We start from the raw sequence: 18,373 nt of genomic DNA, 5'->3' as shown, positions 1-18,373 counted from the left end.
GATTTACGCCCCCATCATGAAGGCTTGTTCGCCGACCAGCTTGCGGCGCAGCCAGGCGGAAAACTGGTCGATGATGAAGATGGTGGTGAACAGGAGCAGCACCAGCGCCAGGGTCTTGGCGCCGAAGCCGCGCGAGATGGACAGCTTCAACTCCTCGCCGATGCCACCGCCGCCGACGGCGCCGATGATGGTCGAGACGCGGACATTGATCTCGACGCGCAGCAGTGTGTAGGACATGAAATTGGGCAGCACCTGCGGCAGGCCGGCAAAGCGCACGCGCTCGAACCAGTTGGCGCCGACCGCGCGCAGACCTTCCTCGGCGCGCATATCGATGTTCTCGTTGACCTCGTAGAACAGCTTGCCGAGTGCGCCGATCGAATGCAGGCCGATGGCGATGATGGCGGCGATCGGGCCGATCGAGACGATGGCCGCGAACAGGCCGGCGATGACGATCTCGGGAAAGGCGCGCAGCAGTTCCATGAAGCGCTTGACGATCAGCCGCAGCAGCGGATGGGGCGTCAGATTGCGCGCTGCGATGAACGAGAATGGCACCGCGAAGATGAAGCCGATGAAGGTCGAAACCAGGGCCATGTTCACCGTAGTCAGCATCAGCTCGAAATATTCGGGGACGTAGAACCCGCCCCAGACATAGACGCGGCCGAGCGGGAAGTTGAATTCCTGCGTGCCGGTGTCATGCGGCGAGGCAATGTCGAACAGCGCCCGCCAGACGTCGTTCCAGTCCTTGGGGACGAGCCAGCTCAGGAAATCCAGAATATGCGGCAGCCGGTCGAAAAAATGGCCGGCATTGGCCTCGTCGGCGAACCACATGCTGGCGAACATCGCGGCGAGCAGCAGGCCGACGCCAAGCACCGTATAGAACCGGCGCAGCGACGTCTGGCGTCGCCAGGCCTCGGCCAACTGGTGGGTGGCGCCAGAAGAGGCTGTCAAAGAAGGGGCTGTCACGGAAAGGGTCATGATCGGAGATGCAAAAAGGGCGGCACTTTCGGCGCCGCCCTTTCCGATTTCGCCGTTAGCCGCCGATGGCTGCCTTACGGGCTTCGACGATGACGTTGTAGAAGTCCGGCTTCACCGGAACGTAGCCGGTGAAATCGCCACCTTCGACGCCCTCGAAGCAAGCCTTGTCCTTCTTCGGCAGGTCGGTGAAGAAGGCGGCGAGCTTGGCGGTCATCTCGTCGCCAATCGCCGCGCGCACGACCAGCGGGCCGTTCGGGATCAGGCCCGAGCGCCAGACTTCGACGAAGTCGTTGGGGTCGACGGCGCCCTTGGCGACTTCCTTGTGGAAGGTGCCGGAGGTGTAGCCGTTCTTGAAATCGCCGATGCCGGAGGAATCGTCGACCGCGACGTCGACCTTGCCGTCGCGCACGGCCAGGATGTTGTTCTCATGGCCGCCGTTGAACTGGGTCGAGGCGAAATAGGTCTCGTTGGAGGCGCCGGTGTCCTTCGGAATCTGGGTCAGCGGGATCAGATAGCCGGAGGTCGAATCCGGATCGGCATAGCCGAGCTTCTTGCCCTTGGCCGACTTGATGTCGGTGATGCCGGAGGATTTCAGCGCCAGGCCGATCGAATAATAGCCGGTGGCGCCATCAGTCTGCTGGGTGGTGAGGATCGGGGTGACCGCCTTCGGGTCCTTGATGTAGACGCTGGCGTAGCCGGAAGCGCCGAGTTCGGCGAAGTCGAGCGTGCCGCCGAGCAGGCCCTGGATGACGCCATCATAGTCGGCGGCGGGGAACAGCGAGACCTTCTCGAAGCCGAATTCGGTCTTCAGATGGTCGGCCAGGCACTGGTAGTTGCGCAGCCGGTCGGTTTCGTTTTCACCGCCCAGAATGCCGACGCGGAATTCCTTCAGATCGGCGGCGTGGGCCATGCTGGTGGCCATGGCGAGCACCGAAACGGCGCCGAGAACCATCTTCCTGAACATCTGTTATCTCTCCTGTAGGTTCCGGCCCCGCGCCGGCAGCGTTATCGATTTTGACAGGTGCCCTTGACGTGGGCGGACGATCCGAGCCGCTCTTTGTTGAACTCAGTAGCCTGGGAATGCAGGCTCGAGCGGTCCGGCGGATGCTGCAATCTTTTGCTTGAAGGCAACGCTGGTCGAGGTGATGGCCTCGGCGATTTCGCCGCCATTGCCGTCGGCGCCATAGACGAGACGCACGGCTTCGCGGTTAAGCTCTTCCGGTGGGCCATCGAAGACGACCTTGCCGGCAGCCATGCCGATGATGCGGTTGCAATAGGTGCGCGCGGTATCGAGCGTGTGCAGATTGGTGACGACGGTGATGCCTTCGCGCAGATTGATGTCCTGCAGCGAATCCATCACCACCTTGGCGTTGAGCGGGTCGAGCGAGGCGATCGGCTCGTCGGCGAGGATCACCCTGGGCTGCTGCATCAGGGCGCGGGCAATGGCGACGCGCTGCTGCTGCCCACCAGACAAGGTGCCGGCGGGTTGAAGCGCGGTGCGGGCGATGTCGAGCCGCTCAAGGGCGGCGACCGCCTCGGCGCATTCGGCGCGCGAGAACATGCCGAGAAGATTGGACAGGGTCGAACGGTGGTTCAACTTGCCAAGCAGCACATTGGTCAGCACGTCGAGGCGCGGCACCAGGTTGAACTGCTGGAAGATCATGGCGCAGTCGCGCTGCCAGCGCCGCAGCGGCGAGCCGCGCAGCTGGGAGACCTCGGCGCCGTCAAAAAAAATCGACCCCTGGCTGGGGTCGACAAGACGGTTGATCATGCGAAGGAGGGTCGATTTGCCGGCGCCCGAACGGCCAATGACGCCAACCATCTGACCCTGCGGGATCGAGATGTTGACATCGTTGACGGCGGTGTTCTTGCCAAATCGTCGGCTGACGCCGCGGATTTCGAGTGTGGCAGAGCTTGCTGACATGGGGCTGGGCTCCAGTCCGGGCCTTATTGATCGTTAGGCTCTCGCCTAACGCAGCCACATGAACCTGCCGTGTCGCCAGCATGTCAGTTTTGTTACGCTCCACAGGCGTGAGGACCGGCGCCCAGCAAGCAATCAGCCGAGCACCAGCAATTCCTCGAAATGCTTCATGTCGCGGAAGGCGCAGAAGGCGGGCGCCTTGATCTCGATCACCGGTGCCTGCTTTGCGAAAAGTGCCAGGCCATCATCGAACAGCGCCTGCCATGCTGCAGCTTTGTCGTCCGCCAGACGCTGGATCTGGTAAGCGAAGGTGATGTGGAAGACGTAAGCGTCATGATCGGGGTGCCGGTAGCCGAACGGCGTCACCAGCGCATCGCGCCATTGACGCATGATGCGCACATCCTCGTCCGTCGCGCCGGCCACGGTGAGCCCGGTCGGCACGATTTCGACCACCTTGACGTTGAACGGACCGAAGCCCTCGAAACCCTTCAGCCGTTCCAGATAGACGCGGGTCATGGCGTCGATGCTGGTGTCGAGCGGCACGTCCTGCGGCCAGTAGGGCAGGCGGCGGCGATATTCGATGATGCCCTGGAACAGCGTCATATGCAGGCTGGAAACGGGCGTGAAGGCGAGCCGGTCGGCGTCAGGCATCGCCAGCATCTTCTCGCGCACCGCAAGCACCACGGCCTCGGACGGGGAACCGCTGACGAGATGGCTGACAACGGTGTTGCCGGGCTCAGTCAGGAAATTGCCTGACCTGTCGTAGCGCGTGCCGAGGTGCGCCGGCGGGGTCGGGTTGGAGCCGGCAAAGAATCCGGCAAGCGAGGGTCTGACGGTGTCGAGCATGGCGATCTCCAGGGAAAGACCGGGTCCTGCCTCGCTGATGTGTCAGGGATATGAAACAGGTTTCCCCATGACGATGATGTGAGGGACTAAGCTTCGTATTTTTCCAAGAAGGCTTCGGCAGACAGTTCTCTGAAATCGTCGAGTGAGGCGCGCAGCCTGGCATGGTCCCAATCCCACCAGGCGAGCGCCTGGAAGCGTTCGGCGGTGCGGCGGTCGAAGCGCTCGCGGATCGGCTTGGCCGGCACGCCGGCGACGATGGTGTAGGGCGCAACATCCTTTGAGACGACGGCTCCGGCGCCAACCGCTGCGCCGTCGCCGACGGTGACACCGGGTAGGACGGTCGAGCCGTGGCCGAGCCAGGTGTCGTGGCCGATGGTGACGCGCTTGGCGCGGCGCTGGGCGAAGAATTCGCTTTCGTGCTCGGCGTCGTCCCAGTAGTCCGAGGCGCGGTAGGTGAAGTGGTGCAGTGTCGGCCGCCAGGTCGGGTGGTTAGTAGCATTGAGGCGCACGCTTGCGGCGATGTTGGCAAACTTGCCGATCGTCGCGCACCAGACGGCGCAATCCTGCATCATGTAGGAATAGTCGCCGAGTTCGCTTTCCGAAACCCGGCTGCGGTCGGCGATCTCGGTCCAGCGGCCAAGTGTAGAATTGTGCACTTCCGCCGTCGGGTGGACCAACGGTGTCTCCGACAGCTTCCTGGTCATGCGGCGAGTTTTCCCGGAGCAAAGGCGGTGACGTCGATGACGCGATCGGACACCGCCTCGCGCACATCGTGGTCGTGGAAGATGCCGAGCAAGGCGACGCCGGCAGCCTTCTTGGCGGCGATGAGTTCGATCACCACGTCGCGGTTGGTGGCGTCGAGCGAGGCGGTCGGCTCGTCGAGCAGGAGGATCGGGTGCTCGGTGATGAAGCCGCGCGCGATGTTGACACGCTGCTGCTCGCCGCCAGAGAAGGTCGCCGGCGGCAGGGCCCAGAGTTTTTCCGGCAAATTGAGCTGCGCCAGCAAGGCGCGTGCTTTGCCACGGGCAATTTCGCGCCCTTCGCCGCGCTCGACCAGCGGCTCGGCGACGACATCGAGCGCCGAGACGCGCGGTACGGTGCGCAGGAACTGGCTGACATAGCCGATCGTTTGCCGGCGTACGGCAAGCACGGTGCGCGGGCTGGCATGCGCAAGATCGATCAGTCCGTCCTCATGCTTGACGATGATCTGGCCCTCGTCGACGGCATAGTTGCCGTAGAGCATCTTCAGGATCGAACTCTTGCCGGCACCGGACGGGCCGCCAAGCACGGTGCATTCACCGGCCTTGATCGAGAACGAGACACCGGAAACGACAGGCAGTTTGATGCCATCACGCAGATGCATGATGAAGCTCTTGGCGACGTCGGAAACAACGAGAGGCGTCGGCATGGTCAGACCTGCAGAATCGAGGAAACGAGCAACTGTGTGTAGGGCGCGCGCGGGTCGTCGAGCACGCGGTCGGTGAGGCCGCTTTCGACAACGCGGCCGTCCTTCATCACCATCATCCGCTGCGACAGCAGACGCGCCACCGCAAGGTCGTGGGTGACGACGATCGCCGCGAGGCCAAGATCGGTGACCAGCCCGCGCAGGAGGTCGAGCAGGCGCGCCTGCACTGACACGTCGAGGCCGCCCGTCGGCTCGTCCATGAACACCAGCCGTGGGCCGGTGACGAGGTTGCGGGCGATCTGCAGGCGCTGGCGCATGCCACCGGAAAAGGCGCGCGGCTCGTCGTCGATCCGGTCTTCCTCGATCTCGACGCGCGACAGCCAGTCGACCGCCGTGGCGCGGATCCTGCCGTAATGACGGTCGCCGACCGCCATCAGCCGTTCGCCGACATTGGCGCCGGCAGACACCGTCATGCGCAGGCCGTCGGCCGGGTTCTGATGGACAAAACCCCAGTCGGTGCGCATCAGGAAGCGGCGCTCGGCCTCGCTCATGCGGTAGAGTTCGCGGAACTGGCCGTCGCGCATTCGGTAGCTGGCGGTGCCTGAGGAAGGTAAGAGCCGCGTCGACAGGCAGTTGAGCAGCGTCGTCTTGCCGGAGCCGGATTCGCCGACGACAGCCAGGACTTCGCCCGGCCACAGATCGAAGGAGACGTTGTCGCAGCCGACGCGCGAGCCGTAGAATTTGGACAGCGCCGAGACGCGCAGCAACGGTTCGTCGGTCATTGTGCCGGCTCCATTTTTTCCGTGACAGAATGGGTTTCCGGGGCAGGATGGGCTTCGGGGGCAAGATGGCCGCGATGGCCGTCCGCCCGCCGCTTCTCGCAATGGTCGGTGTCGGAGCAGACGAACATGTGGCCGCCATGGTCGTCGAGGATGACCTCGTCGAGATAGACATTCTCCGCCGCGCACAGCGCGCAAGGCTGGTCGAAAGTCTGCACCTCGAATGGATGGTCCTCGAAGTCGAGGCTGACGACTTCGGTAAAGGGCGGCACCGCGTAGATGCGCTTTTCGCGGCCGGCACCGAACAGTTGCAAGGCCGGCGAGCGGTGCATCTTGGGATTGTCGAATTTCGGTGTCGGCGAGGGGTCCATCACATAACGGCCCTCGACCTTCACCGGATAGGCATAGGTGGTGGCGATGCGGCCGTGCTTGGCGATGTCCTCATAGAGCTTCACATGCATGAGGCCGTATTCCTCCAGCGCATGCATTTTCCGCGTTTCGGTCTCGCGCGGCTCGAGGAAGCGCAAGGGCTCGGGAATCGGCACCTGGTAGACCAGCACCTGGCCCGCGGTGAGCGGATGTTCGGGGATGCGGTGGCGGGTCTGGATGATGGTGGCGCTGGCGGTATCGGTGGTGACAGCGACATTGGTGACCTTCTTGAAGAAGGCGCGGATCGAGACCGCATTGGTGGTGTCGTCGGCGCCCTGGTCGATGACCTTCAGCACATCGTCCGGGCCGATGATCGAGGCGGTCACCTGGACGCCGCCGGTGCCCCAGCCATAGGGCATCGGCATTTCGCGCGAGGCGAAGGGCACCTGGTAGCCGGGGATGGCGATGCCCTTGAGGATCGCCCGGCGGATCATCCTTTTGGTCTGTTCGTCGAGATAGGCGAAGTTGTAGGTGGCGATGTCGGTCATGGCGATCACATCCACATTGTGCTATTGAATTGGCGTCCAGGACGCGGAAACAAAGGCGAATTCAGATGAACTCGACCGGATGGATGCATCTCGGAATTCTGTTGGTGGTGTTCGCCGGCGTCGTTCTCTTTTTCCTTCGGCGCATGATCCTTCCCGCGCCAAAAGAGGGCTCTCACGGTGAGTCCATAGGCGTCAGCAATGGTGGCTACTCCGGGTATGATAGCTATGGCGGTCATTCCCACGACGGTGGCGGCCATGGGGGCGGGCACTGAATTCATTGCACCGCCTCCAATCCCCTGACGTAGCGCGCCAGCCGCTCGGTGAGCGTGCCGGTGTGCAATTCGAACATGTGGTTGTCATCGTCGTAGAAATAGATCGAGCGGCCTTCGCCCTCGACGCGCGGACGCGGCGGGCGCATGTCGAGGCCTAGCTTGGCCACGCGCTCGGCGTAGCGGTCGAAATCGGCGTCATCGATCTTGAAGGCGATGTGGTTGTAGCTGCGCTCCGGTAGCGCCTCGCCTTCCATGATGGCGATCCAGATGTCGCCGATCAGGAAGAATTTTTCGCGCGACAGTGAGAACTGCTTGGTGTCGCTGGCGTAGATTTCTCGCGCGTCGAAAACTCCGGTCAGGATCTCGCTCATCCGGTCGAGATCGCGGACGATGAAGGTCATGTGGGACAGGCCTTCGATCATTCCGCGGCCTCCCGCTTCTCTTCGACCTTCGCGGGGTTTTCGCGGCCTTCGTACTCGGCGCGCATACGGCGCACGAGGTCGAGTTCGGCCTGGAAGTCGACATAGTGCGGCAGCTTCAGATGCTCGACGAAGCCCGTCGCCTGGACGTTGTCGGAATGCGAGATGACGAATTCTTCGTCCTGGGCGGCGGCGACAATGTCTTCGCCGAGTTCGGAGGCGCGCAGCGCGCGGTCGCACAGCGCCATGGCCATCGCCTTGCGCTCGCTCTGGCCGAAGACGAGGCCATAGCCGCGGGTGAACTGCGGCGGCGCCTTGGCCGAGCCTTTGAACTGGTTGACCATCTGGCATTCGGTGACCCGCACCGTACCAAGGGGTGCTGCGAAAGGCAGTTCGGGAACGTCGAGTTCCAGTTCGACCTCGCCGATGCGGATTTCGCCGACAAAGGGATGGTTGCGGGCATAGCCGCGCTGGGTGGAATAGCCGAGCGCCAGCAGGAAACCCTCGTCGCCACGTGACAGCGCCTGCAGGCGGATGTCGCGCGCCATCGGGAATTCCAGCGGCTCGCGGGTGATGTCACCGGGGACATGGTCCTGCGGCATCTCACCGTCCGGCTCGATCAGGCCCTCGCGGGCAAGGATCGCCGAGACGCGCGGCATGGCCTGCGCTTCGGTCTCGCGCTGCAACGGTTCGGCGACATCGGCGCCGGCGGCAAGTTCGGGATCGAGCAGCCGGTGGGTGTAGTCGAAGGTCGGGCCGAGCAGCTGACCACCGGGCAGGTCCTTGTAGGTTGCCGACACGCGCCGCTCGACCCGCATGGTGCCGGTGTCGATTGGCTTGCTGTAGCCGAAGCGCGGCAGCGTGGTGCGGTAAGCGCGCACCAGGAAGATCGCCTCGATCATGTCGCCGCGCGCCTGGACGATGGCGAGTGCGGCGAGTTCGCGGTCATAGAGCGAGCCTTCGCTCATCACCCGGTCGACGCCGAGCGCCAGCTGCTCGACGATCTGGTCGAGGCGCAGCGCCGGCACCGAACGGTCGCCGCGCCGGCGGTCGGCGAGCAGGCTGTGGGCGTTGGCGATTGCGGCTTCGCCGCCTTTTACCGCGACATACATATTACGCCTCCATCGTCTTGATGCGCGTCGTGCGCGGCAGGCAGGCTATGCCGTCAGCGGTGGCGAGGATGATGTCGACGCCGCGTGGAAAGCGCTTGGTATTCTGCTTCCACTGCTCGATGAAATGACGCGGCATCTGCGCCGGCGCGATCGTGGCGGTGGTTTCGATGCCGGGACCTTCAAGCAACAGCGGAGCGCCTGAGGTGAGGTCGCTGACATGCAGGATCAGGGTGGTCGAGCGGTCGGGATAATCCTGCGTGCCCTGTGAAAAGCCGTCGAGCGACATCATCTCGGCCGGCGTGGCGACAAAGGCGAAATGCGCGTCGGCCGGCGTGTTGGCCAGCGGTGCGCCGGTGTGGAAGCCAAGCCAGGAGCCGATCGCGGCGGAGGCGTGCAGGGCCGGGTCGAGCCAGAGCGGCGTGTCGTTGTCGCAGAGCGCCAGGGCCACGGCGCCGGCGGTTGCCGAGAGCGGCGCCGGCGGGCGGGCCAAGGCCGGCAAAGGCTGCACGCTGCCCGGCCGCGCCATCGCGTCCATGACGGCGCGGAAAACGGTCTGGGCGTTGAAGACCGGATCGGCGAAACCGCCCTCGATCGATTGCGCAGCAATATCCATCAGTCTTCTCCGCGAACCATGGTGAAGAAATCCACCTTCGTTGCCGCCGTCTCGGCGCGGCGTTTTTCCTGGGCAGTCGTTAGCGCCGACCTCAAAGGTGCGATCAGCCTGGTCTCGACCTCGGCGCGGCGGGCAGGGTCCTGCCACAGCGCGTCGGCTATCGCCGCCAGCTTGGCCTTCTGCTTGTCACGGCCGAGTGCGTAGCAATGGCCGACCTGTCCGGACGGCAGCCGGACAGTGGCGCGGGTGACGGTCGCCTCGCCGATATTGAACGGCGCGCCGCCGCCGCCGATGCGACCGCGCAGCGTCACCAGACCGGTCTCGGGGCCGCGCAGCAGCTCGGCTTGCGAAGGCAGGCCGGCCTCGTTCCAGAGCCGGACGATGTCGTCGCCGCTCGATTGCGCCAGCGTCGCCATGGCGGCCTTGCGCTCGGCCTGGTCGCGGGCTTCCTGTCCTCGCATCGGCAGCATTCCTCTTTGCTAAATTTGTCTATTGATATAGACAACTATACAAATTATACATATTACCTAACGCGTGTCCATGACGGGTGGATGACAAGCGGCGGAAGCTTGGGGGGCAATTCATGATCGGGCGACAGGAAGCCGACAGCATCGAGCGGCGCAGCGGTGTCTCGTTGTGGCGGCAGATCGCCGACAGGATTCTGCAGGGGATCGCCATCGGCGATTTCGCCGAGAATTCCGCGCTGCCGCCGGAAGTGGCGCTGGCCGAGCGCTATGGCGTCAACCGTCACACGGTGCGCAGCGCCATATCGGCGCTTGTGCAGGAAGGCGTGCTGCGGGCCGAGCAGGGACGCGGCACCTTCGTGCTGTCGCGCAAGCGGCTGTCCTATCCGATCGGCGCACGCACACGCTTTTCGACAGGCCTGCAGGGGCAGACGTCGGAACGGCATATCGTGCTGCTCGCCTCATCGGTCGAGCCGGCCAGCCAGCGTGTCGCCGAGGGGCTTGGCCTGGCCAGGGGCGCCGAGGTGATCAGGTTGGAGACACGCGGCGAAGCCGATGGCCGGCCGGTGTCGCGCGCCGCCGGATGGTTCGATGCCAGGCGCTTTACCGGGATCGACAAGGCGATGGCTGAGACCGGCTCGATCACCGCGTCGCTGGCCCGCTTCGGCATAGACGACTATCTCCGGCAATCGACCGTCCTGTCGGCGCGCCATGCCGATGCTGCCGATCTTGCCGACCTCGACCTGCAGCCCGGCGCCATCGTGCTCGTCACGGTCTCCGTCAACGTCACCCCGGATGGGCAGCCGGTCCAGTTTTCGGAGTCGCGGTTTCCGGCGGAACGGGTGGAGCTGAAGCTGTCGGCGCTGTAGGGCGACGGCGGCCGGCTACCCCACCTCGATCACGGCCTTGATCAGGCCGGATTTTTCGTGCGCCCAACGGGCGAGATCGCTCGGCGTCTCGGCAAGCGATGTGCGGTGGGTGACGAGCGTGGCCAGGGGCACCGAACCGTTGCGGATCGAGGCTGCGACATGGTCGAAGTCGGCGCGCAGCGCATTGCGGCTGCCGATCAATGTCATTTCACGCTTGTGGAATTCGGGGTCGGAAAAGACGATGTCGTCCTTGACGACGCTGACCAGCACCAGTGTGCCGCCATGCGCGACATGAGCGAAGGCCGACTGCACCGAGGCGGTGTTGCCGGTGGCGTCGAAGACGACGTCGAAGCCTTCGCCTGACGTCGCCTCCTTGACCAGATCGGGCACCGCTGCGCGGGAGCCGTCGAGAATATTGAAGCCGAGTTCGTTCGCCGCAAAATCGAGCCGTTCCGTACTCATGTCGAGCAGCGTCACGTCGAGCCCGGCTATGCGGGCGAAGATGGCGGTGCCGAGGCCGATCGGGCCGGCGCCGATGACCAACGTGCGGGCGCCGGGCTCGCCCCGCGCGCGCCGCACGGCATGCGCGCCGATGGCCAGGAATTCGACGGCGGCGGCATCGGCCAGCGACAGGCCGTTTGCCGGATAAAGATTCTGCGCCGGCACCAGGATGCGTTCGCACATGGCGCCGTCGCGATGAACGCCGAGCACCTCGATTCTGACGCAGCAATTCGGCTTGCCGTGCCGGCAGGCGATGCATTTGCCGCAAGAGAGATATGGGTTGATGACGACCGGTTCGCCAATGGCAAGGTCGACGCCTTCGCCGGTCTCGACGATGGTTCCCGACACTTCGTGGCCCATGATGCGGGGATAGGCGAGGAACGGATGCTTGCCTTCGAAAATGTGGTAGTCGGTGCCGCAGATGCCGACATGGCTGATTGAAACCAGCGCCCAGCCGGCAGGTGGTGCGCCCGGCGCGGGGCGGTCTTCCAGGACAAGTTCGCCGGGCGAGCGGCAGACGACGGCTTTCATGCTTCGATCCAGTCTCTAATGAAATCGCCGGCCCGGCAGTCAAGTCGGGCCGGCGACCGCTCAGGGATGCCTACTTGCCGCGGCGCCGCAGCCCGTCGAAGTAGACGATGATGATGATCAGCGCGCCGGTGATGATGCGCTGCCAGAACGAGTTGACGTTGAGCAGGTTGGCACCGTTGTTGATGGTGGCCAGGATGAAGGCGCCGAGCAGCGGGCCGTGCACCGAGCCGACGGCGCCGAACAGCGAGGTGCCGCCGATGACCGACGAGGCAATGGCCTGCAGTTCCCAGCCCTCGGCCTGGGTCGGGTTGCCGATGCCGATGCGGGCGGCAAGCAGCACGCCGACGAAGGCCGCGCACAGGCCGGACAGTGTGTAGGCCATGTAGATGGTGCGCTGGACGTTGACGCCGGACAGGCGCGAGGCCTCGGCGTTTGAGCCGACCGAGAACAGATAGCGGCCCCAGCGGCTGTGGTGGAGGAAGATGTAAGCCGGAATGCCGACCAGGATGACCATCCAGAACAGGTTGGGAATGCCGATGAAGGAATTGCGCGAGAAGGCGGTGAATGTGTCGCTGTTGATGTTGATCGAGTTGCCGTTGGTCATCAAAAGGCCGATGCCGCGCAGCGAGGTCAGCGTCGCCAGCGTGATGATGAAGGGCGGCAGGCCCATCTTGACGATGCCGAAGCCGTGAAACATGCCGATGGCGACGCCGACCAGCAGTGTCGCCAGAATGGCGAGCCAGATCGGGACGCCGGCATTGATCAGCATGGCGACGACGACGGTGGCGAAGCCGACCACCGCGCCGACGGAAAGATCGATGCCGCCGGTGATGATGACGAAGGTCTGGCCGACCGCCATGATGGCGATCATCGAACCCTGGCGCAGAAGATTGGCGATGTTGTTGCCCGAGGCGAAGCTTGGCGTCGCCAGCGAAAGGACGATCCAGAGCAGCACCAACAGCGCCAGCAGCGTCAATCCGAACAGGACGTTGTAATTGCGCTTCGGTTTTTCGGCGGGGATCGCCTCGATGCTCATGTCTGTCCTCCCAGTTTTTCTTGTTTCTCGGCGAGCGCCTGCGTGAGAATGTCCTCGTGACTGGCGGTGTGGTACCCATGCGTGGCCACCAGCTTGCCGCGCCGGAACACGTGCAGCGTGTCGGCCAGTTCGTAGACCTCCGGCAAGTAGGACGAGATCAGGATGATGCCGGCGCCCTTCGACAACAGCTCGCCGAACAGGCGGTAGATTTCGGCCTTGGTGCCGACATCGACGCCGACTGTAGGTTCGTCGAAGATGAACAGCTTGGCGCCATGCGCCAGCCATTTGCCGATGACGATCTTCTGCTGGTTGCCGCCGGAAAGGCTGGATGCCAGCGCGCCGCGCGTCGGCGTCTTGATCCGGAGGCCGGCGATCTGGCGGTCGGCCTCGGTCTTCTCCTTTGCGTTGGAGATCAAGAGATTGCTGGAGATGCGCTTGTAGATCGGCAGGTTGAGGTTGAGGCCGACCGGCAGATTGAGGCAGAGGCCCTGGTCGCGGCGGCTTTCCGGTGCCAGCGCCATGCCGAGCTTGATCGCGTCGTGCTCGGAATTGACCTGAACCGGCTTGCCTTCCCACAGGATCTCGCCCGCCGATTTGCGGTGGCGGCCGTAAAGCGTGGTGACGAATTCGCTGCGCCCGGCGCCGATCAGGCCGTAGAGCCCGATGATCTCGCCTGCGCGGACCGTCATCGAGACATTTTCGAACCCCTTGCCCGACAGGTTCCTGGTCTCGACGATTGTGGCACCGGGGGTGAAATGCTCCTTGTGATAGACCTGCTCGATCGAGCGGTTGATCATCATCTTGACCAGCTCGGCGTCGTTGGTCTCGGCAATGTTCCTGGTGCCGACCAGCGTGCCGTCGCGCAGCACGGAGACGCGATCGGCGAGCTCGAACACTTCCTCCATGCGATGGCTGATGTAGATGATCGTCACGCCTTCGCCCTTCAGCCGGCGGATCAGGGTGAAGAGCTGGTCCGCCTCCTTGCGGGTGAGATAAGCGGTCGGCTCGTCGAAGATCAGGAATTTGGTGCCGCGCACGGTGGCGCGGGCGGCGGCAATCAGCTGCTGCTGGCCGATGGTAAGGTCGCCGAGCACGACATGCGCCGGCAGGTCGAAGCCGAGATCGTCGATGATCTTCTGCGCTTCCCTGACCATGGCGCGCTGCTGCAGGATGCCGAAACGTGAATTCTCCTCGCCGAGGAACATGTTGGCGGCGACCGTCAAATGACGGCAGAGCACGACCTCCTGATGCACGGCGTTGATGCCGAGCGCCATCGCCTCATGCGGGGTGGCGAGCGCTGCCGGTTTGCCTTCCCAGAAGACATCGCCCGATGTGCGCGGCATGACGCCGGTCAGAAGCTTGATGAGTGTTGATTTGCCGGCGCCGTTCTCGCCGACGATGGCGTGGATTTCACCGGACTTGAAAGCAAGGTTGACCGGCTTCAGCGCGTGCGTGCCGGGGTAGCGCTTCTCCAACCCGCGTAATTCGAGGATCGTGCGCCCTGGTTCCAGCGCGGGGGCGGGATGCAGGTCCTGCGCCGTCGAAATCATGACAATCCTCCCAGATTGGCTCCCAGATCGGCCTCACCATTGGCACGCGGCGAGGCAAGGATATGCCTCGAAAAAACAGCCTAGCCTAAGCTTGCGGGTTGCCAAGCCGTTTGTTCCGGCAGTGGATGTTTCCGGGGCGCGAGGCCCCGGAAACGATTGTGGATGCGACAGCTCAGAGCTTCGGGTTGAGCAGCGCGTCGATCTTGGGGTCTTTCATGTTGGCCTTGGTCACCAGATTGGCGCCGGTGTCGACATTGGCTTCGACCTTCTCGCCCTTGGAGGCGGCGAGCGCGGTCTTGATGCCGTCATAGCCCATCCGGTACGGATCCTGGACGACGAGGGCGGAAATGACGCCGTCATTGAGGAACTTGATCAGCTTCTCATCGCTGTCGAAGCCGACCAGCGCCAGCTTGCCGCCAAGGTTGTTCTCGGCGACAGCCTGACCGACGCCCTGCGCCATGATCAGGTTGGAGGCGAAAATACCCTTGAGGTTCGGGTTGGCGGTGATCAGGTCGGTGGCGATGTTGAGGCCGGTGGTGGCCTGGCCGTCAGCGTACTTGTCGGCGACCAGCTTCAGGCCCGGATATTTCGCCTTGAGCTGTTCGGTGAAGCCCTGCTTGCGCTGTTCGAGCGAGCCGGCGCCGGGAGCGTTGGTGATCAGGGCGACGTCGCCCTCGATCTTGCCGCCGTTGGCTGCGCCGATGGCGGCTGCGAGGCCGTCAGCGGCAACGCGGCCGCCCTGCACGTTGTCGGTGGTGAGGAACGAGGTGAAGGCCTTGGAGTCGGCGCCGGAGTCGATGCCGATAACCTTGACCTTGGCAGCGGCTTCGTCGATCGGCTTGCCAAGCGCCTTGAACTCGGTCGGCGCGATCACGATCGCGGCCGGGTTGCTGGCGACGGCGTTCTCGAGCATCGAGACCTGGCCGTTGACGTCGGTTTCAGCCTGCGCGCCGAGTTCCGGCACATTGACGCCGAGATCCTTGCCGGCCTTGCGGGCACCGGCCAGAACGATCTGCCAGTAGAAGGACGTGGTGTCCTTGACGATGATCGGAATGGTCACGTCCGCCGCCGAAACCGGCGCCGAATGCATGACGCCGGCGAGCATCGATGCTGCTGCCAGTGCCATGACGGCGCGGCGGTTGAGAATGCTGGTCATGAATTTCATTAGGATTCCTCCCTAAGTCGCCCGGTGAACGTTACGGAAAGTTCCGTTCGGATAGGCGTGGCCCAAACAGAACTTTATCAATAAAAAACATTTACGCTGTTTTGATAGTGCATCGATCTGGCCGATGCAAGCGGTGTTTCACGCCCGGCTTGCTATCGTCGGCGGAGACACATTCGCACGCTGCTCCTCCCAGGATGCAGCCAGAAGCTCCCGTTTCGTTCTGTAGAAGCATGGAATATTAATTCCATGCTTTAGTCAATATGGAATGTTCATTCTCTCGACGATGTCGCGGATTTGTGAAGTTGGAGCCCGCCATCGAGGGCATGTCGGCAAGATGCCGCCTTCATCCCAGATCCTGCACCACCGTGTAGGGACGGTATTTCTGATATTCCGTCTCCGGCACGTCGATGTCGAGCAGTTCGAGGTTGCGTGTCAGGTTTGCCAGTTTGGCGGTGCCGGTCAGCACCGTGGCGACCGTCGGCTCGTGCAGTGGAAACTGGAAGGCGGCGGCAGCCAGGGGATAGCCGCCTTCGCCGGCGATCTTCTCCATGGCGTCGACCCGGTCGAGCATATCGCGGCTGGCGGGTGCGTAGTCGAAATGCGCGCCTTGCACCGGCCCGGTCGCCAATATGCCGGAGTTGAACACGCCGCCGATGACCAGCGATGTCTGTTGCGCCCGGCACAGTGGCAGCAGTTCGGCTTCCGCGCTGCGGTCGAGCAAGGAATAGCGGCTGGCGAGCAGGATGCAGTCGAGCGGCGCCCGGCGCATCACGTCAAGGCAGATCTGGACTTCGTTGACGCCGAGCCCGTAGGCGGAAATCGTGCCGGAACGCTTCAACTCGTCGAGCGCCTTCAGGCCACCGTCCATCAACTGGCGAAAGTGCAGCTTGGTCTTCTCAACGCCATGCGTGTAAGCGCCGATGTCGTGGACATAGAGGATGTCGATCTTGTTCAGGCCAAGCCGTGCATAGCTGAAGTCGACCGACCGCATGATGCCGTCATAGGAATAGTCGTAGTCGAGCGCGAAGGGCAGCGGATCGACATAGGAGTGGTCGGGCACTTGGTCTTCGGGTACGGGGTGAAACAGGCGGCCGACCTTGGTCGACAGCACATAGGAATCGCGCGGCTTGTAGCGCAGGAAATCGCCGAAGCGTCGTTCCGACAGGCCGAAACCGTAGAACGGCGCGGTGTCGAAATAGCGCAAGCCCGCCTCCCAGGCGCCTTGCAGCGTCTCCATCGCCGCCTCGCGCGAACAGGCGCGGTAGAGGCCGCCGATCGCAGCGCCACCGAAGCTGACCTCGGTGACCTCGAGCGCCGTCTGGCCGATGCGGCGTTTTTCCATGCAAAGCCTCCCCGTTGCCGGCCGTTGCCCGGCCCGGCCATTCTACCACATATCAGCTAAATCTAGAGCGTCGCGCCGAGATGCCAGGGCACGAACTCGTTGTCGCCGTAGCCAAAATCCTCGCTCTTGGTCTTGCGGCCTGAAGCCGTCTCGACGATCAGTTCGAAGATTTCGCGGCCCATGCCGGCGATGGTCTTTTCACCCGAGGCGATGACGCCGCAATTGACGTCCATGTCCTCTTCCATCTGGTGATACATGGTCGAGTTGGTGGCGACCTTGATCGACGGTGTCGGCCGGCAGCCGAAGCAGGAACCGCGGCCGGTGGTGAAGACGATGACATTGGCGCCGCCCGCGACCTGGCCGGTGGCCGAGACCGGGTCGTAGCCGGGCGTGTCCATGAACACCAATCCGTTGCCGGTGACCTTCTCGGCATAGCCGAAGACGCCGTTGAGCGGCGTCTGGCCGCCCTTGGCAACCGCGCCCAGCGACTTCTCCAGGATGGTGGTGAGGCCGCCGCGCTTGTTGCCCGGCGAGGGGTTGTTGTCGATCGAGGCGCCATGCTTGGCGACGTGATCTTCCCACCACTTCACATAGCCATCGAGCTTCTTGGCGATCTCGGGCGTCGCGGCGCGATAGGCGAGCAGATGCTCGGCGCCGTAGATTTCCGTCGTCTCGGACAGGATGCCGATGCCGCCGACGCCGGCCAGGATATCGACAGCCGCACCCAGTGCCGGATTGGCGGTGATGCCCGACATGCCGTCGGAGCCGCCGCATTGCAGGCCGACGACGATCTCGCTGACCGGGATCGGCTCACGCTTCAACTGACCGACTTCCTCGGCGATCTCGGCCAGCACCAACATCGCTTTTTCCACCGATTTGCGCGACCCGCCGGCGTCCTGGATGTTGAAATGGCGCTTGCCGGCGGAGACGCCCTTCTGGCCGTAAAGGGTGAGCTGGTTGACCTCGCAGCCGAGGCCGACCATCAGCACTCCGCCGAAATTCGGGTGCCGCGCATAGCCGGCTAATGTGCGGTGCAGCACCATCATGCCGTCGCCGGTGCCGCTCATGCCGCAGCCTTGGCCGTGGACGATCGGCACGAAGCCGTCGATGCCGGGATATTTCGGCAGCAAGGTCCGGTTGGCGGTGTCGGCGATGGAATGGCAGACAGTGGCGGAGCAATTGACGCTGGCGAGGATGCCGATGAAGTTGCGCGTGCCGGCGCGGCCATCGGCGCGGCGATAGCCCATGAAGGTGCGGGCGCGGTCGGCCTCGGTTGCGTGCTCTGCCTCGCTCGGCGGCACCACCGGCAGGCGGCCGGCCTCGAACACCAGATTGTGCGAATGGACATGCTCGCCCGCCGCAATGTCCTGCGTGGCGCGGCCGATCGCCTGGGCGTATTTGACGACGGCTTCACCGGCGGCAATCGGTTTGATCGCCACCTTGTGGCCGGGTTCGATGACCGCGGAGGCAAGCGCGCCGCCTGGCAGAGCGGTGCCGATCTCGATGCGGCCATTGGCAACGGCGACATTGTCGGCGGGGGACAGAAGAATGGTGTTGGAGACGTTCACGGGCGGTTTCCTGGGTGATCCTGGGATGCGCGGATTGACACGCGCCTGTTAAGAGTTAATGTCTTTTATCGTGAAAAAACAGTTTTGC

The 18,373-nt window shown here is 63.8% G+C and carries 19 protein-coding genes; 1 reads left to right on the top strand and 18 read right to left on the bottom strand.

From position 1 onward, the window contains the following. Positions 1–3 precede the first annotated feature (3 nt). The 12 genes from phnE to phnG form a co-directional block, all read right to left on the bottom strand. Positions 4–975: a phosphonate ABC transporter, permease protein PhnE gene (gene phnE / locus AC1DX4_RS10400; protein ID WP_477220226.1), complete on the bottom strand. Its 972-nt coding sequence runs from the start codon at positions 973–975 to the stop codon at positions 4–6. Positions 976–1,030: 55 nt separating this feature from the next. Next, positions 1,031–1,939 (bottom strand): phosphonate ABC transporter substrate-binding protein, encoded by a 909-nt coding sequence (phnD, locus tag AC1DX4_RS10395; RefSeq protein ID WP_477220225.1) that lies wholly within the window; start codon positions 1,937–1,939, stop codon positions 1,031–1,033. Positions 1,940–2,041: 102 nt separating this feature from the next. Beyond that, a complete protein-coding gene (gene phnC, locus AC1DX4_RS10390) occupies positions 2,042–2,899 on the bottom strand; it encodes a phosphonate ABC transporter ATP-binding protein (protein WP_477220224.1) in 858 nt (285 codons plus the stop codon). Between the two features lie 132 nt (positions 2,900–3,031). After that, a complete protein-coding gene (locus tag AC1DX4_RS10385) occupies positions 3,032–3,742 on the bottom strand; it encodes a DUF1868 domain-containing protein (RefSeq protein WP_477220223.1) in 711 nt (236 codons plus the stop codon). Between the two features lie 86 nt (positions 3,743–3,828). Further along, positions 3,829–4,446 (bottom strand): DapH/DapD/GlmU-related protein, encoded by a 618-nt coding sequence (locus tag AC1DX4_RS10380; RefSeq protein ID WP_477220222.1) that lies wholly within the window; start codon positions 4,444–4,446, stop codon positions 3,829–3,831. Continuing rightward, positions 4,443–5,150 (bottom strand): phosphonate C-P lyase system protein PhnL, encoded by a 708-nt coding sequence (gene phnL / locus AC1DX4_RS10375; RefSeq protein WP_477220221.1) that lies wholly within the window; start codon positions 5,148–5,150, stop codon positions 4,443–4,445. The genes AC1DX4_RS10380 and phnL overlap by 4 nt, the downstream gene beginning before the upstream one ends. 2 nt (positions 5,151–5,152) lie before the next feature. Then, positions 5,153–5,929 (bottom strand): phosphonate C-P lyase system protein PhnK, encoded by a 777-nt coding sequence (phnK, locus tag AC1DX4_RS10370; protein ID WP_140764583.1) that lies wholly within the window; start codon positions 5,927–5,929, stop codon positions 5,153–5,155. After that, positions 5,926–6,843, bottom strand: coding sequence for an alpha-D-ribose 1-methylphosphonate 5-phosphate C-P-lyase PhnJ (locus AC1DX4_RS10365; protein ID WP_477220220.1), 918 nt, complete (start codon positions 6,841–6,843; stop codon positions 5,926–5,928). Before AC1DX4_RS10365 ends, phnK begins: the two co-directional genes overlap by 4 nt. A 274-nt stretch (positions 6,844–7,117) precedes the next feature. Beyond that, entirely contained in the window at positions 7,118–7,537 is a 420-nt protein-coding gene (fosX, locus tag AC1DX4_RS10360; RefSeq protein WP_477220219.1) for a FosX/FosE/FosI family fosfomycin resistance hydrolase, read from the bottom strand. Then, complete coding sequence (locus AC1DX4_RS10355; RefSeq protein WP_477220218.1) at positions 7,534–8,646, bottom strand: carbon-phosphorus lyase complex subunit; 1,113 nt, start codon at positions 8,644–8,646, stop codon at positions 7,534–7,536. Before AC1DX4_RS10355 ends, fosX begins: the two co-directional genes overlap by 4 nt. A gap of 1 nt (position 8,647) precedes the next feature. Continuing rightward, on the bottom strand, positions 8,648–9,259 hold the full coding sequence (gene phnH / locus AC1DX4_RS10350) for a phosphonate C-P lyase system protein PhnH (protein WP_477220217.1): 612 nt from the start codon (positions 9,257–9,259) through the stop codon (positions 8,648–8,650). Beyond that, positions 9,259–9,720, bottom strand: a complete 462-nt coding sequence (gene phnG / locus AC1DX4_RS10345; RefSeq protein ID WP_477220216.1) for a phosphonate C-P lyase system protein PhnG — start codon at positions 9,718–9,720, stop codon at positions 9,259–9,261. The genes phnH and phnG overlap by 1 nt, the downstream gene beginning before the upstream one ends. A gap of 122 nt (positions 9,721–9,842) precedes the next feature. Here phnG and phnF point away from each other — a divergent pair, with 122 nt between their 5' ends. Then, positions 9,843–10,592, top strand: coding sequence for a phosphonate metabolism transcriptional regulator PhnF (gene phnF, locus AC1DX4_RS10340; protein WP_477220215.1), 750 nt, complete (start codon positions 9,843–9,845; stop codon positions 10,590–10,592). A gap of 15 nt (positions 10,593–10,607) precedes the next feature. Here the strand turns inward: phnF and AC1DX4_RS10335 are convergent, their stop codons facing one another. The 6 genes from AC1DX4_RS10335 to AC1DX4_RS10310 all read right to left on the bottom strand — a co-directional run bounded on the left by AC1DX4_RS10335 (position 10,608) and on the right by AC1DX4_RS10310 (position 18,285). Further along, complete coding sequence (locus AC1DX4_RS10335; RefSeq protein WP_477220214.1) at positions 10,608–11,624, bottom strand: zinc-binding alcohol dehydrogenase family protein; 1,017 nt, start codon at positions 11,622–11,624, stop codon at positions 10,608–10,610. A 70-nt stretch (positions 11,625–11,694) separates the two neighbouring features. Then, complete coding sequence (locus AC1DX4_RS10330; protein WP_477220213.1) at positions 11,695–12,660, bottom strand: ABC transporter permease; 966 nt, start codon at positions 12,658–12,660, stop codon at positions 11,695–11,697. Continuing rightward, positions 12,657–14,210: a sugar ABC transporter ATP-binding protein gene (locus AC1DX4_RS10325; protein ID WP_477220212.1), complete on the bottom strand. Its 1,554-nt coding sequence runs from the start codon at positions 14,208–14,210 to the stop codon at positions 12,657–12,659. The genes AC1DX4_RS10330 and AC1DX4_RS10325 overlap by 4 nt, the downstream gene beginning before the upstream one ends. A gap of 172 nt (positions 14,211–14,382) precedes the next feature. Further along, positions 14,383–15,375 carry a substrate-binding domain-containing protein gene (locus AC1DX4_RS10320; RefSeq protein ID WP_477220211.1) on the bottom strand — a complete coding sequence of 331 codons (993 nt, stop codon included), beginning with the start codon at positions 15,373–15,375 and terminating at the stop codon, positions 14,383–14,385. 343 nt (positions 15,376–15,718) lie between these two features. Continuing rightward, positions 15,719–16,717: an aldo/keto reductase gene (locus AC1DX4_RS10315; RefSeq protein WP_477220210.1), complete on the bottom strand. Its 999-nt coding sequence runs from the start codon at positions 16,715–16,717 to the stop codon at positions 15,719–15,721. Positions 16,718–16,779: 62 nt separating this feature from the next. Further along, on the bottom strand, positions 16,780–18,285 hold the full coding sequence (locus AC1DX4_RS10310; protein ID WP_477220209.1) for a UxaA family hydrolase: 1,506 nt from the start codon (positions 18,283–18,285) through the stop codon (positions 16,780–16,782). Positions 18,286–18,373: the final 88 nt, after the last annotated feature.

The sequence above is a fragment of the Mesorhizobium sp. P3_A8 genome, assembly GCF_056402995.1.
This window is presented reverse-complemented; position numbering and strand designations above follow the sequence as displayed.

Excerpts from the sequence above, each read along its gene's own strand:
- phnE (WP_477220226.1), bottom strand. The coding sequence starts at position 975 with ATGACCCTTTCCGTGACAGCCCCTTCTTTGACAGCCTCTTCTGGCGCC.
- phnD (WP_477220225.1), bottom strand. The coding sequence starts at position 1,939 with ATGTTCAGGAAGATGGTTCTCGGCGCCGTTTCGGTGCTCGCCATGGCC.
- phnC (WP_477220224.1), bottom strand. The coding sequence starts at position 2,899 with ATGTCAGCAAGCTCTGCCACACTCGAAATCCGCGGCGTCAGCCGACGA.
- AC1DX4_RS10385 (WP_477220223.1), bottom strand. The coding sequence starts at position 3,742 with ATGCTCGACACCGTCAGACCCTCGCTTGCCGGATTCTTTGCCGGCTCC.
- AC1DX4_RS10380 (WP_477220222.1), bottom strand. The coding sequence starts at position 4,446 with ATGACCAGGAAGCTGTCGGAGACACCGTTGGTCCACCCGACGGCGGAA.
- phnL (WP_477220221.1), bottom strand. The coding sequence starts at position 5,150 with ATGCCGACGCCTCTCGTTGTTTCCGACGTCGCCAAGAGCTTCATCATG.
- phnK (WP_140764583.1), bottom strand. The coding sequence starts at position 5,929 with ATGACCGACGAACCGTTGCTGCGCGTCTCGGCGCTGTCCAAATTCTAC.
- AC1DX4_RS10365 (WP_477220220.1), bottom strand. The coding sequence starts at position 6,843 with ATGACCGACATCGCCACCTACAACTTCGCCTATCTCGACGAACAGACC.
- fosX (WP_477220219.1), bottom strand. The coding sequence starts at position 7,537 with ATGATCGAAGGCCTGTCCCACATGACCTTCATCGTCCGCGATCTCGAC.
- AC1DX4_RS10355 (WP_477220218.1), bottom strand. The coding sequence starts at position 8,646 with ATGTATGTCGCGGTAAAAGGCGGCGAAGCCGCAATCGCCAACGCCCAC.
- phnH (WP_477220217.1), bottom strand. The coding sequence starts at position 9,259 with ATGGATATTGCTGCGCAATCGATCGAGGGCGGTTTCGCCGATCCGGTC.
- phnG (WP_477220216.1), bottom strand. The coding sequence starts at position 9,720 with ATGCGAGGACAGGAAGCCCGCGACCAGGCCGAGCGCAAGGCCGCCATG.
- phnF (WP_477220215.1), top strand. The coding sequence starts at position 9,843 with ATGATCGGGCGACAGGAAGCCGACAGCATCGAGCGGCGCAGCGGTGTC.
- AC1DX4_RS10335 (WP_477220214.1), bottom strand. The coding sequence starts at position 11,624 with ATGAAAGCCGTCGTCTGCCGCTCGCCCGGCGAACTTGTCCTGGAAGAC.
- AC1DX4_RS10330 (WP_477220213.1), bottom strand. The coding sequence starts at position 12,660 with ATGAGCATCGAGGCGATCCCCGCCGAAAAACCGAAGCGCAATTACAAC.
- AC1DX4_RS10325 (WP_477220212.1), bottom strand. The coding sequence starts at position 14,210 with ATGATTTCGACGGCGCAGGACCTGCATCCCGCCCCCGCGCTGGAACCA.
- AC1DX4_RS10320 (WP_477220211.1), bottom strand. The coding sequence starts at position 15,375 with ATGAAATTCATGACCAGCATTCTCAACCGCCGCGCCGTCATGGCACTG.
- AC1DX4_RS10315 (WP_477220210.1), bottom strand. The coding sequence starts at position 16,717 with ATGGAAAAACGCCGCATCGGCCAGACGGCGCTCGAGGTCACCGAGGTC.